This window comes from Aeromonas sp. 130281 (assembly GCF_056642115.1).
The window spans coordinates 46,633-59,425 of sequence record NZ_JBWVQS010000006.1; the positions used below are offsets into that span (position 1 = coordinate 46,633).

Genomic DNA, 12,793 nt, shown 5'->3' on the forward strand with positions numbered 1-12,793 from the left:
GGTGGCGCATCCATGATAGTGCCCATCCTGCGCAGCTTCGATGAAGGCAAGTTGCGCGCCTTCTACCTCGATTATCTGGGATTCGTCATCGACTGGGAGCACAGGTTCGGCCCGGACATGCCGCTCTACCTGCAGATCTCACGGGGGGACTGGGTTATCCACCTCTCCGAGCACCACGGGGATGCCTGTCCGGGGGCAGCTCTGCGCCTCTCCACTGACAAGCTCGACACCTTGTTTGCGGAGTGGCGGGCCAAGGGGTATCCCAATGTGAGACCCGCCATCGAGACCATGCCCTGGGGTTGCCGGGAGTTGCAGGTGCGGGATCCCTTCGGGAATCGACTGGTCTTTACCGAGCCGCTGCCACCGGCAGAAAACGCCTCATAAAAAACGGGAGCCAGTGGCTCCCGTTTTTTTATTGTGGCGCAGGCCCTCAGGCGGCGTCCTGCTCCGGTGCGGCCAGGGGCGCTTCGCCCTGGGCGAAGCGGTCGGCCCAGAGGGCGATGACGCCGTCACCGGTGACGTTGCAGGCGGTGCCGAAGCTGTCCTGGGCCAGGTAGAGGGCGATCATCAGGGCGATGGAGGCCTCACCGAAGCCAAGCATGGAGGTGAGCAGGCCGAGCGCCGACATGACGCCGCCGCCGGGGGCGCCCGGTGCCGCAATCATGATGACACCGAGCATCATGATGAAGGGCAGCATGGTGCCATAGCCCGGAATGGCCAGGTGCTCGGAGAGGAACATCACCGCGGTGGCGCAGGTCACCAGCGTGATGGTGGAGCCACAGAGGTGAATGGTGGCGCACAGGGGCACGGTGAAGTTGGCGATGCCGTCGCTCACGCCGTTGTTCTTGCTCGCCTGCAGGGCCACCGGGATGGTGGCGGCGCTGGACATGGTGCCAAGGGCGGTGAAGTAGGCGGGCAGCATGTTCTTGATCAGCATGGCGGGGGAGCGACCCAGCGCCAGCCCGGTGCCGATGAAGAGCAGGCTGAGCCAGAGCCAGTGCATGACGATGGCCATCACCAGCACCACGCCAAAGGTCTTGAGGGTGGCGAAGACGGTGCCTTCCACCGTCATCTCGACGAAGACGCCGGCGATGTAGAAGGGCAGCAGGGGAATGATCACGCGGGCCAGCAGGCGGTCGATGATGTCACGGCCCTGATCGGCGACCCGGCGCAGGTCGGTGGCCTGGGTGGCGCTGATGCCGATGCCGAACACGAAGGCGGCGGCCAGGGCCGACATCACCCCGAACAGCGGCGGGATCTCGAGATTGATGTAGGAGCTGAGCTTGATGGCGGCTTGCGCCGTGGGCTCGGCGGCCGTGGTCAGCTGCGGGATCAGCTGGCTCGCCACCGTGAAGGCGAACAGGCCCGCCAGTATGGTGGAGCAGTAGGAGAGGGCCACCGTCTTGCCGAGCAGCTTGCCGGAGTTCTTCGGCAGGCTGGCGATGCCGCTCATGATGAAGAACAGGATGATGAGCGGAATGGTGAAGGTGATCAGCTGACCTATCACCGTCTTGGCCGTGAACAGCACCCGTGCGACCCATTCCGGGGCGTAGAGGCCGAGCAGGAGACCGGCGAGGATGCCGGCAATCAGATTGAGGACGAGTTTCATGGGGGAATCCAGGTGTTGGTGTCTGTTTTGTTATTTAATCTTGATTTTAATGCCGCTTTTTAACACAAATGCCGCATCTTGTCTGCCATCACCTGGTTAACTCAGAGTTAAATATTGTTATCTGGATGCTGAATCACGTCGGGCACCCTGTCTGGAACGACGGCCGCGATATTGATTGATGGTGGCGGGATTGGGGTCGCGGATCAGCAGGGCATGGAGCCAGCGGCCGTGCACCGCATCGTCGCTGCACCAGCTCTGATGCAGCTCAAATGGCAGGGGGGCGATCAGCTGCCGCAAGCGGGCCTCATCGAGCCGGGTCAGCAGCGGGTATTCGTCCTGTGAGGGGGGCAAGGGGCTGCCGGGGTCATTCTCGCCATAGGGGAAGGAGCAGTAGAGGGGGCCCTGGGGTTTGAGCAGGCCGGCGAGGTGCATCAGGGTGGGGGCCAGCTCATCCTCGGTGAGGCAGGGCAGCGAGCCGCTGGCCCAGATGCCGTCATAGGGCAGCACGTTGTGCATCTGCTCGAAGCGGCAGACCCGCACCGGCTGGCCGCACAGGCGCGAGGCGGTGCTGGCCTGGCTCAGGCTGGCATCGAAGGCGGTGACCATGAACCCCAGCTCCCGAAAATGGTGCAGATCCTCCCCCGCGCCGCAGCCGGCTTCCAGCAGGTGGGCGCCCGGCTGCAGGCGGGCCAGGAAGGGGGAGTGGGCCTGGCCGATGAGGGCGGGGCGGGGCGCCAGCGGAGCAGCGCTCTGGGTGCCTTGGGCGGGTGACTGTGGCAGTGGCATAGGGCTCGTCTCTTGGGTGGGCGGCTACTCTAGCAAATTTGCCCCCTGCTGTTCAGCTCTGCTGAGGATCCTCCCCGGCCCTGCGCGCCATCAGCGCCATCAGGGGCGGCGCAAGAGCGAGGGAGAGGGGTTGGCGAGCAGACCGAACAGGGTGTCGAGCAGGAAGTCGGCCTCCCGAATCAGGTTGATGCGCTCCGGGAAGTGCAGCCAGTTGATGATGTAACCGTCCAGGGTGCAGTGCAGCAGGGTGGCGGCGCGGTGCAGATTCAGGGTCTGGGGCAGATGGCCGAGGCGCACGGCGTTGGCCAGGGTGATCTCCAGATCCCGGAAGAAGTTGAATGATTGCACGCGCATGTGATCCCGCAGGGAGATGGCCTCTCCTTCCAGCGACTCCAGATTGAACATGATGGTGAACATCTGCTGGTGGGCGGGCTCGGTGCTGATCTTGTGCATCACCTCCTTGAGGAAGCTGCGCAGCTTGCCGAGGGGATCCGGCTCCTGCTCATCCACACAGGCGTCTAACTGGTGGGAGAGGGGGGCGCACAGCTCCTCCCACAGGGTGACGAATAGCTCCTCCTTGTTCTTGAAGTGCCAGTAGATGGCGCCCCGGGTCAGGTCTGCCGCCTTGGCGATGTCGGTCAGGTTGGTCTTCGCCAATCCCTGTTGGCAGAACAGATTCAGGGCCGTGCTCATGATGTGGCAGCGGGTCTGCTGCGCTTCTTCTTTGGTTCTTCTGGCCATCGGATCTGTACCTGTTAAAAGGGGAAAAAGTTACTTACATACATTTATGAATGTATGTATATTGCCTCATCTTCGCAGTTTTACCAACAGGGGCCCTATAAACCCTGTGGTTTTGTGGTTTTTTTTGTTTGAAACAGAGGCTCAGAAACTCCATGCATAAACACATTCTCGCACGTTCGGTGGGCCTTGCCTTGTTGGCAAGCGGCCTGCTGGCTGGTTGTGGCGACAAGGGCGAGGCCGGGCAAGGGGCGGGCGAGATGCCGCCTGCCGCCGTGGACGTGGTCACCCTCCATGCCGCACCGCTGCAACTCATGTCCGAGCTCACCGGCCGTACCGCCCCCCTGCGGGTGGCCGAGGTACGTCCCCAGGTGAATGGCATCATCCTCAAGCGCCTGTTCACCGAAGGCAGCGACGTCAAGGCCGGCCAGCTGCTGTACCAGATCGATCCCGCCGTCTATCAGGCCGCCGTCGCCAGTGCCAAGGCCAATCTGGCCAAGGCGCAGGCCAACGAGCAGAGCGCCCGCCTCAAGGCCCAGCGTTATGCCGAGCTGGTGAAGGTGAAAGCCATCAGCCGTCAGGAGTATGACGACGCCGACGCGGCCTGGAAGCAGCAGGTTGCCGAGATCGGGGCCGCCAAGGCCGCCCTGCAGAGCGCCAACATCAACCTGGCTTATACCAGGATCACCGCCCCCATCAGCGGCCGCATCGGCAAGTCTGCGGTGACCGAGGGTGCCCTGGTCACCGCCCAGCAGGCGGACAGCCTCACCTCCATCTCCCAGCTCGATCCCATGTATGTGGACGTGCGTCAGTCCACCGCCGATCTGCTGCGCCTCAAGCGCCAGGTCGCTGCCGGCAAGCTGACCCAGGGCCAGCAGGAGGGCGCCAAGGTCAGCTTCCAGCTGGAAGATGGCAGCCAGTACGGCGAGCAGGGGACCTTGCAGTTCTCCGACGTGACAGTGGACGAGACCACCGGCATGGTGACCCTGCGGGTCCTGGTCCCGAACCCCCATGATCTGCTGCTGCCCGGCATGTTCATGCGCGCCACCCTGCAGGAGGGCGAGCGCCCGCAAGGCCTGCTGGTGCCCCAGACCGCCGTGACCCGCACACCGAAAGGCGGTGCCACCGTCATGGTGGTGACCGCGGACAACAAGGTCGAGCTGAGAGAAGTGCAGCTCAGCCGCGTGGTTGGCGACAGCTGGGTGGTGGAGTCCGGCCTCGATGCCGGCGAGAAGGTGATAGTGGCCGGTCTGCAGAAGGTCAAACCCGGTGCCCTGGTGGCGCCCGCTGAGCGCACCAGCACCACCACGACAGCACAAGCCGATCAGACCCAGGTCACCAAGCAGTAGGATGGAGTAGTCGCCTCATGGCACGATTTTTCATAGACAGACCCATTTTCGCCTGGGTGATTGCCCTGGTGATCATGTTGGCCGGGGCCATGGCCATCATAGGCCTGCCGGTCGCCCAGTACCCGACCATCGCTCCGCCGGCCGTCGGCATTTCCGCCAGCTACCCGGGGGCGTCCGCCAAGACGGTGGAAGACTCGGTGACCCAGATCATCGAGCAGAACATGACGGGGCTGGATCACCTGCTCTACATGTCTGCCCAGTCGGATTCTTCCGGCAACGTCAGCGTGACCCTCACCTTCAAGCCGGGTACCGATCCCGACATCGCCCAGGTGCAGGTGCAGAACAAGCTGCAACAGGCCATGTCGCTCCTGCCCCAAGAGGTGCAGCAGCAGGGCGTGCGGGTCCAGAAGACCTCCAGCAGCTTCCTGATGGTGGCCGCCTTCATCTCCACTGACGGCACCATGACCAACGATGACCTGGCGGACTATGTGGTGGCCAACATCAAGGAGCCCCTGAGCCGTCTGGACGGGGTGGGTGACATTACCTTGTTCGGCAGCCAGTACTCCATGCGCGTCTGGCTCGATCCCCACAAGCTCAACCGGGTGCAGATGACCCCGGCCGACGTACAGGCCGCCATCCAGGCCCAGAACGCCCAGGTGGCCTTCGGCAAGCTGGGTGGCACCCCTGCGGTGAGCGATCAGCAATTTACCGCCACCATCATGGGCCAGACCCGGCTCTCCACCGTGGAGGAGTTCAACAACATACTGCTGCGGGTGAACCAGGACGGCTCCAAGGTGCTGCTCAAGGACGTGGCCCGGGTCGAGCTCGCCGGTGAAAACTACGACGCGACCGCGCTCTACAACGGCCAGGCCACGGCGGCGGTGGCCATCAAGCTGGCGACCGGTGCCAACGCCCTGGACACCGCCGAGCATGTCCGGGCCAAGCTGGGTGAGCTCTCCGAGTACTTCCCGGCCAACATGGAGATCGTCTACCCCTACGACACCACGCCCTTCGTGAAGATCTCCATCGAGGAGGTGGTGCAGACGCTGATCGAGGCCATCTTCCTGGTGTTCTGCGTCATGTATCTGTTCCTGCAGAACTTCCGGGCGACCCTGATCCCGACCATAGCGGTGCCCGTGGTACTGCTCGGTACCTTCGGGGTCATGGCGGCCTTCGGCTTCTCCATCAACACCCTGACCATGTTCGGTCTGGTGCTGGCCATCGGCTTGCTGGTGGATGACGCCATCGTGGTGGTGGAGAACGTGGAGCGGCTGATGAGCGAGGAGGGACTCTCCCCGCTGGAGGCGACCCGCAAGTCCATGACCCAGATCACCGGCGCCCTGGTGGGCATCGCCCTGGTGCTGTCGGCCGTGTTCGTGCCCATGGCCTTCTTCGGCGGCTCGACCGGTGCCATCTATCGCCAGTTCTCCCTCACCATAGTCTCGGCCATGGTGCTCTCTGTGCTGGTGGCGCTGATCCTGACCCCGGCGCTCTGTGCCACCCTGCTCAAGCCCATGAAACACGGGGAGTTCGGTGCCCAGCGCGGCTTCTTCGGCTGGTTCAACCGCTTCTTCGACACCAATGCCAACCGTTACCAGAACGGCGTGCGCAAGGTGATCAAGCAGGGGACCCGTTACAGCATTATCTACCTGGCCATGCTGGCGGTGCTGGCGGTGCTCTTCATGCGCCTGCCCACCTCCTTCCTGCCGGAAGAGGATCAGGGGGTCATCATGTCCATGGTGCAACTGCCGGTGGGGGCCACCAAGGAGCGTACCGAGGTGGTGCTGGCCGACATGCGCGACTACTTCCTCAAGAACGAGAAGGAGAACGTCGATTCGGTGCTGACAGTGGCGGGCTTCAGCTTCGCCGGTAGCGGCCAGAACAGCGGCATGGCCTTCATCAAGTTGAAGGACTGGAGCGAGCGTCAAGGGGAAGAGCGCAGTGCCAACGCCATCATAGGCCGCGCCATGGGCTATCTGTTCAGCATCAAGGAGGCCCAGGTGTTCGCCTTCAACCTGCCCCCCATCCCTGAACTCGGCACGGCCACCGGCTTCGACTTCTTCCTGCAGGACCGCGGTGGTCTGGGGCACGAGAAGCTGATGCAGGCTCGTAACCAGTTGCTCGGCATGGCGGCGCAGGATCCCAACCTGGTGCGGGTACGCCCGAACGGGATGGAAGACACCCCCCAGCTCGATATCAAGATCGATTACGAGAAGGCGCTGGCCCAGGGGCTCTCCATCAGCGACATCAACAACACCCTGTCGGCGGCCTGGGGCTCCTCCTATGTGAACGACTTCGTCGACAGAGGCCGGGTCAAGAAGGTCTACCTGCAGGCGGATGCCCCCTTCCGGATGAACCCGGAGGATCTGAAGCTGTGGTACGTGCGCAACAGCGCGGGCCAGATGGTGCCCTTCTCCGCCTTCGCCAGCACCGAGTGGAGCTTCGGCTCGCCCCGTCTGGAGCGTTACAACGGCGTCTCCGCCATGGAGATAGTCGGTGAAGCGGCGCCGGGCAAGAGTACGGGTGACGCCATGGCGGCCATAGAGCAGATGGTGAAACAGCTGCCGGAAGGCATCGGCATCGAGTGGACCGGGCTCTCCTTCCAGGAGCGTCAGGCGGGTTCCCAGGCGCCGGCGCTCTACGCCATCTCGCTGCTGGTGGTCTTCCTCTGTCTGGCGGCCCTGTACGAGAGCTGGAGCATTCCGTTCTCCGTCATGCTGGTGGTGCCGCTCGGGGTACTGGGCGCCATACTGGCGGCGACCCTGCGCGGGCTTGAGAACGACGTCTACTTCCAGGTGGGCCTGCTCACCACTATCGGGCTCTCGGCCAAGAACGCCATCCTGATCGTGGAGTTCGCCAAGGAGCTCCATGACAAGGGGATGAAGCTCGGCGATGCGGTGGTGGAAGCCTCCCGTCAGCGTCTGCGTCCGATCCTGATGACCTCCCTCGCCTTCATCCTCGGCGTCTTGCCGCTGGTGATAAGCACAGGTGCCGGCGCCAGCAGCCGCAACGCCATCGGCACCGGCGTCATGGGGGGGATGATCACCGCGACCGTGCTGGCCATCTTCTTCGTGCCGCTCTTCTTCGTGCTGGTGATGCATTACTTCACCAAGCAGAGTTCAGCCGAGGAGCGCGCCGCGCTGACCAAGGAGACCCAACATGACTAAGACCCTGGTCGCCCTGAGTGTGACGCTGCTGCTGGGGGCCTGCTCCATGGCCCCCGATTACCAACGCCCCGAGGTGCCGCAAGGCGCCTCCTGGCAAGAGAACCTCGCCACCCAGGGGGCGCTGGCGCCCTGGCAGCAACAGTTCCTGGACCCGGCGCTGCAAAAGCTGATCGACACTGCCCTCGAGAACAACCGGGATCTGCGGCTCGCGGCCCTCAACGTCGAGGCCTATGAGGCCAGATACCGGATCCAGCGGGCGGCCCAGTTGCCGACCCTGGCCGCCAGCGGCTCCGGCACCCGTCAGCAGGGATCCGACGATCTCAGCAGCACGGGGCAGGGCAGCATCAGCAGCCAGTACGGCGCCGACATCGGCATCACCGCCTATGAGCTGGACCTGTTTGGCCGGATCCAGAGCCTGAAAGATCAGGCGCTGGAGAACTACCTGGCGCAAATCGAGACCCAGCGTAGCACCCAGATAGCGCTGATCGCCTCGGTGGCGAATGCCTACCTTACCCTGCTGGCGGATCAGGAGCTGCTGGCCCTGAGCCAGGCGACGCTGGCAACCGAGCAGGAGAGCTATGCCCTGACCCAGCACAAGTACCGGCTGGGGGCGGCTTCCGAGATGGAGCTGGCGCAGGGACGCACGGCGCTCGAGAACGCCCGGGTCAGCCAGGCGCAATACCAGCGTCAGGTGAAACAGGACAGAAACGGTCTGGCCCTGCTGCTCGGCACAGAAGTGCCGGTGCTGGAAGGGCAACCGGCGACCCTGGCCGAGGTGAAGCTGGCACCGATCCCGGTGGGGGCCCCCTCCAGCCTGCTGCAACAGCGGCCCGACATACTGGCGGCGGAGCACAGCCTGAAGGCGGCCAACGCCAACATAGGCGCGGCCCGTGCCGCCTTCTTCCCGACCATCTCGCTCACCGCGACGGCGGGCACCGCCAGCAACCAACTGAGCGGGCTGTTTGACGGCGGCACCGGCACCTGGACCTTCATGCCCCAGATAAACCTGCCCATCTTCGACGGTGGCAAGCGCGTGGCGGATCTGGATGTGGCCGAGGTCGGCAGCAAGCAGGCGGTGGCGAGCTACGAGAAGAGCATCCAGACCGCCTTCAAGGAGGTCGCAGATACCCTCGGCGCCCAGGCGGACTACCAGCAGCAGCTGCAGGCACAGCAGGATCTGGTGAACGCCAACCAGACCTACTTCAAGCTGGCGGAGTTCCGCTACGAGCAGGGGGTGGACAGCTATCTGACGAGGCTGGATGCCCAGCGCTCCCTGTTCAGCGCGCGGCAGGGGCTGATCAGCACCCGCCTGGCCCAGCTCAGCAACCAGGTCGCCCTCTACAAGGCGGTCGGCGGCGGCTGGCAGGCCCCCAAGGAAGCTCCGGCGGCCTCCGAAGGGCAGGGCTAGTCTCTCTCGCTGACAGCGTGACAGCCACAGGGCGAACCATCTGGTTCGCCCTGTTTTTTTTAGGTGTACATGGACCGGCCTTGTCAGGGTACCTTGCTGCCGAGCAGGTCCCGTTTTTCTGACGCCAGGCTTGTCCGGACCGAGATAGAAAAAGGCTCGCATCGCTGCGAGCCTTGCTATGTCTGGTGCCGGAAACAGGAGTCGAACCTGCGACCTTCGCATTACGAATTCCCTCCTGCCACGTTTCACCGCATTTCATGGTGGCCCTGATAACTACCACTCCATCCCAGTCCTGGCGCGACATTCACCTTCATCAAGCTACCGTCTAGGTTTCATAAACTATTGTCGCTATCTCATCCCATCCGGTGGCCCCTATGGTGGCCCTGAAACAGCGAGATAGAGACCATGAAGAGACTGACCCTGATCGCCGCCCTGCTGGTGGCTAGCACTGCCCAAGCCGGGAGCGCTACCGCCGAAGATCTGGCCGTGCGCTATGAACAGCTGGCGTGGACTTGCGCCGCGACCCTACCTGAGTTCGAGGACAAGTGGAAGGCACGTGCCGAGGCTATGGCACCGGTGGCCGATCGCCTGATAGAGCAGGCCGAGATCCCCAAGGCTGACCGGGTGGAATATGAAGCGTTTCAAGCCGGGATCGCTGTGGGCATCTTTATTTCCGGCAACGAGAGCAGCGCCGACGAGCGCCAGTACTGTGAGGTGATGGATACGACATGGTCAGAGAGCACCGGCTGGCTGATCACCAAGTCCAACAAGAAGGCGGACAAGAAATGAAGCGCCTGACCCTGATCTCCATGATGCTGGTGGCCGGTACTGCCCAAGCTGACGTCGCCGCTGTTGCCAAGGCTCTGAATGAAATGCCCGGTGCCAAGTGGGGGCAGCGCATCCTTGATATGCCAGAAGGTGAGCGCTATTCCATGTGCGCTCGCTGGGCTGTGACGGTCGAGGGGCTAATTGATGCCCAGCTACCTCGCATCGCCGGGACTGATGACGCCACTTGGCGGGTGCTGACAGAGAAGGCCGACGCCATGGCGCAGCAGGAGGGCGGGGCCCGATTCTGGGAGCTGGTGGACGTTACCCGTAACCACTGCATCAGCCTTAACTACCCAATTGAAATGGACACCCAGCGCTTAATGGATCTTGAGCAGATAGCGATGGGCTATTACCCGATCATGAAAAAGGCGGCCAAATGACAGAGAAGGCCGCTCCGCTCGACAGCCACAAAGAGATAGAGTCTGCTCTCATCCGTGAGGGCAAGACCATAGACAAGTACCCGGTGAAGTCGAAGCACGGGCCTGGCCTCTGGATGGAAATCAAGCCGGACGGCGCCAAGCGTTTCCGCTACCGGTACCGGTTGGGGGACAAGCGTCCTGATATGGATCTCGGTTACTTCCCGACCACCAGTTTGGCCGCCGCGAGGAAGAAGCACGGCGAAGCGGTCGCTATGGTGAAGAATGGCATCGACCCCAAAGCCACCTTGAGCGCCGCCAAGGTGAAGAACATCGCCATGCCCACTCTGGCCGAGCTGTTCGCCGAGTGGCTGGCTGTGAAGGCAAAGACCAAGACCAAGCGCGGCGTCCCGATCTCGGCCCGTACCTTGCTCGACTATCAACGAGTGTTCGACGGCCATTTGGGCAAGAAGCTCGGCAAGGTTCGGGTCTGTGATCTGTCCAGGTCGGTGATCTTCTCGTTCTTGGAAAACACAGGTACACAGGAGGCGACCCGCAAGTCGCTTGTCCTGCTGAACCAGATCCTGGATCGCGCTGTGGACTTGGAGCACATCGAACTGAACCCTGCCCGTACCATCAAACCCGCCGCAGTTGGTGGCACCATGGGCCAGCCCCGTGAGCGCCATTTGCTGGTGGACGAGCTGGCAATGCTGTGGCGCACCCTGGGGGATGCTGAGGCCAGCGCAACATCCCTAGCCGTGGCCGACTGTCTGCGCTTGATCATGCTAACCGGCGTCCGACGCGCTGAGGCTGCCGGGATGCGATTCGACCAGATTGAGGGCGACCGCTGGACTATCCCGGTAACAAAGAACGGGCGAGCCCATGTCGTGACCCTACACCCCCTTGCCATGGAGATCCTGGAGCGTCAGCGCAAACTGTCTGCCGGCGCCTGGGTGTTCGCGTCCACCAGCAACCCCATGGTGGCTGTCACCGCCGACGCCGTGACCAAAGCCCTAGAGCGCATCCGAGTAAAGCACCTCGCCGAGCTTGAGCCGTTCCATGTCCACGATCTGCGCCGTAGTGTGGCAACCGGATGCGGTGAGTACCTGGACGCGCCCGAGCGCCTGATCGAGAAGCTACTCAACCACCAAGTGCAAGATCGCCTGGTGCGCACCTATCAGGCCGGCGAGCAGGCCGAGAAGCTGCGGCGCCTGTGGCTCGACTGGGGGGATTGGGTGGCTGCCAACGTGGCCCAGACACCCGAGGCCACCGGCGTGCCGGATAACGTGGTCGTGGTGAGCTTTGGAGGGCGTAAGTGATGGCCCGTGTGTGGAGAAAGCATTATCCCATTGATGATGCAGCCGAGTTGCTGGGGTGCAATGTCAGAGACCTTTATCACATGGCTGGTGCAGGTGAGCTACCGCTCTATATCCACATGGGGCCTCACACCTCATGCCACATAGACAGCATCGCAATGTCAGAAGGTCTCACCATACCGATTGATAAGGTGATACAGACTCTCGCCAAGGGTAATCATGTGGTCATTCATAGCCTAGAACACGGCGCATACTTGAGTCTACTGGAGAGCAGGGATGTTTATTTCGCATCTTGGCAAAACGCGAAGGTAATGATCGAAGGGTTCTGGCGCGTGTCATCCGTGCCTTTCGAGCACTTTGATCTGTATGGATCTGAGAGCCTTGATTGCGCAATCCTGACTGCATGGCATAAGGACGAGGCTCGCGGGTGTGTGACGATTAGAGGGGCGAATTTGCCCGCGATCCATGACGCTCGATTGTGGGTGATGCCCGAAGATCTACGCCGGTTATGTCTGCCGACTTGTGAGGTCAAGCCAAGTGCTGAGCCCGTACCTGAGCAATCGTCTTCTTCGCTGGCAGATCCGAACAGGCGAGGCGAGGCGCAGCGCAACCGCCATAATGAGCAGCGGGAATGGGTTGTTATCATCGCTCGTAAGGCGCAAGGGGTGTACCCGGAGGGGTGCAAGTCTGCGGCGCGGTGGGCGGCAACCATCCTTGACCATGAGAGTTCGCTGTTGATAGGCGCCAACCCTGATGAGAGAAAGCTTCCCGCTCAATCCCAATTAGGAAAGATCATTTCAAAGGAAATTAGGGCCGGACGCTTGGCGATTAGGTAGCGATTAGGTAGCGCACATCAAAAACGGAAGAGCCCGACAATCCCCCTCGTTGAAACACAAACAGCTATTTGACGAGGTAAAGATGAACACTGAAATCCAATCTCCCCTGCTGACCGACAAGGAAACCGCCGCCCTGTTTGGCATCTCCCGCCCGACTCTTTGGCGCTGGCGCAAGGACGTTCCGAACTTCCCCCAGCCAGTGAAGATGGGGCCCCGTCTGGTTCGCTACCGCCGCGCTGATCTGGATGCCTACATCGCCGCCGCTGCGAGCGCCTAAGACCCCGCACCGAATCCGTAATGCGAACGATTGGTCTGAGTCTGACAAACCACCAGCCAACTAGATCAATGGCTTGGCTTAGGCCCAACTCCACAAACTACGACTGATCGGTGAAAGGGGCCA

General features: G+C 62.5%; 12 protein-coding genes. 9 read left to right on the forward strand and 3 right to left on the reverse strand.

The window, feature by feature from the left end; all coding sequences use genetic code 11:
- Window positions 1-12: 12 nt before the first annotated feature.
- The gene (locus AC1IN8_RS15835) at window positions 13-384 is read left to right on the forward strand and encodes a glyoxalase superfamily protein (RefSeq protein ID WP_479759571.1); all 372 of its coding nucleotides are present in this window, start codon (window positions 13-15) and stop codon (window positions 382-384) included.
- Between the two features lie 46 nt (window positions 385-430).
- Here the strand turns inward: AC1IN8_RS15835 and AC1IN8_RS15840 are convergent, their stop codons facing one another.
- From AC1IN8_RS15840 to AC1IN8_RS15850, 3 genes are all read right to left on the reverse strand, one after another.
- A complete protein-coding gene (locus AC1IN8_RS15840; protein WP_139439560.1) occupies window positions 431-1,609 on the reverse strand; it encodes a dicarboxylate/amino acid:cation symporter in 1,179 nt (392 codons plus the stop codon).
- Window positions 1,610-1,726: 117 nt separating this feature from the next.
- A complete protein-coding gene (locus AC1IN8_RS15845) occupies window positions 1,727-2,395 on the reverse strand; it encodes a class I SAM-dependent methyltransferase (protein ID WP_479759573.1) in 669 nt (222 codons plus the stop codon).
- Between the two features lie 99 nt (window positions 2,396-2,494).
- The gene (locus AC1IN8_RS15850) at window positions 2,495-3,136 is read right to left on the reverse strand and encodes a TetR family transcriptional regulator (RefSeq protein ID WP_479759575.1); all 642 of its coding nucleotides are present in this window, start codon (window positions 3,134-3,136) and stop codon (window positions 2,495-2,497) included.
- A gap of 152 nt (window positions 3,137-3,288) precedes the next feature.
- Here AC1IN8_RS15850 and AC1IN8_RS15855 point away from each other — a divergent pair, with 152 nt between their 5' ends.
- The 8 genes from AC1IN8_RS15855 to AC1IN8_RS15890 all read left to right on the forward strand — a co-directional run bounded on the left by AC1IN8_RS15855 (window position 3,289) and on the right by AC1IN8_RS15890 (window position 12,670).
- A complete protein-coding gene (locus AC1IN8_RS15855) occupies window positions 3,289-4,482 on the forward strand; it encodes an efflux RND transporter periplasmic adaptor subunit (RefSeq protein WP_265436618.1) in 1,194 nt (397 codons plus the stop codon).
- A 17-nt stretch (window positions 4,483-4,499) separates the two neighbouring features.
- Window positions 4,500-7,649, forward strand: a complete 3,150-nt coding sequence (locus AC1IN8_RS15860) for an efflux RND transporter permease subunit (protein WP_479759577.1) — start codon at window positions 4,500-4,502, stop codon at window positions 7,647-7,649.
- Window positions 7,642-9,057, forward strand: coding sequence for an efflux transporter outer membrane subunit (locus tag AC1IN8_RS15865; RefSeq protein ID WP_479759579.1), 1,416 nt, complete (start codon window positions 7,642-7,644; stop codon window positions 9,055-9,057). The genes AC1IN8_RS15860 and AC1IN8_RS15865 overlap by 8 nt, the downstream gene beginning before the upstream one ends.
- 405 nt (window positions 9,058-9,462) lie before the next feature.
- Window positions 9,463-9,846 carry a hypothetical protein gene (locus AC1IN8_RS15870; RefSeq protein WP_479759580.1) on the forward strand — a complete coding sequence of 128 codons (384 nt, stop codon included), beginning with the start codon at window positions 9,463-9,465 and terminating at the stop codon, window positions 9,844-9,846.
- A complete protein-coding gene (locus tag AC1IN8_RS15875) occupies window positions 9,843-10,265 on the forward strand; it encodes a hypothetical protein (RefSeq protein WP_479759582.1) in 423 nt (140 codons plus the stop codon). Before AC1IN8_RS15870 ends, AC1IN8_RS15875 begins: the two co-directional genes overlap by 4 nt.
- The gene (locus AC1IN8_RS15880) at window positions 10,262-11,560 is read left to right on the forward strand and encodes a tyrosine-type recombinase/integrase (protein WP_479759584.1); all 1,299 of its coding nucleotides are present in this window, start codon (window positions 10,262-10,264) and stop codon (window positions 11,558-11,560) included. The genes AC1IN8_RS15875 and AC1IN8_RS15880 overlap by 4 nt, the downstream gene beginning before the upstream one ends.
- Window positions 11,557-12,393, forward strand: a complete 837-nt coding sequence (locus tag AC1IN8_RS15885) for a hypothetical protein (protein ID WP_479759586.1) — start codon at window positions 11,557-11,559, stop codon at window positions 12,391-12,393. The genes AC1IN8_RS15880 and AC1IN8_RS15885 overlap by 4 nt, the downstream gene beginning before the upstream one ends.
- Before the next feature lie 82 nt (window positions 12,394-12,475).
- The gene (locus AC1IN8_RS15890; RefSeq protein WP_283940880.1) at window positions 12,476-12,670 is read left to right on the forward strand and encodes a helix-turn-helix transcriptional regulator; all 195 of its coding nucleotides are present in this window, start codon (window positions 12,476-12,478) and stop codon (window positions 12,668-12,670) included.
- Window positions 12,671-12,793 lie beyond the last annotated feature (123 nt).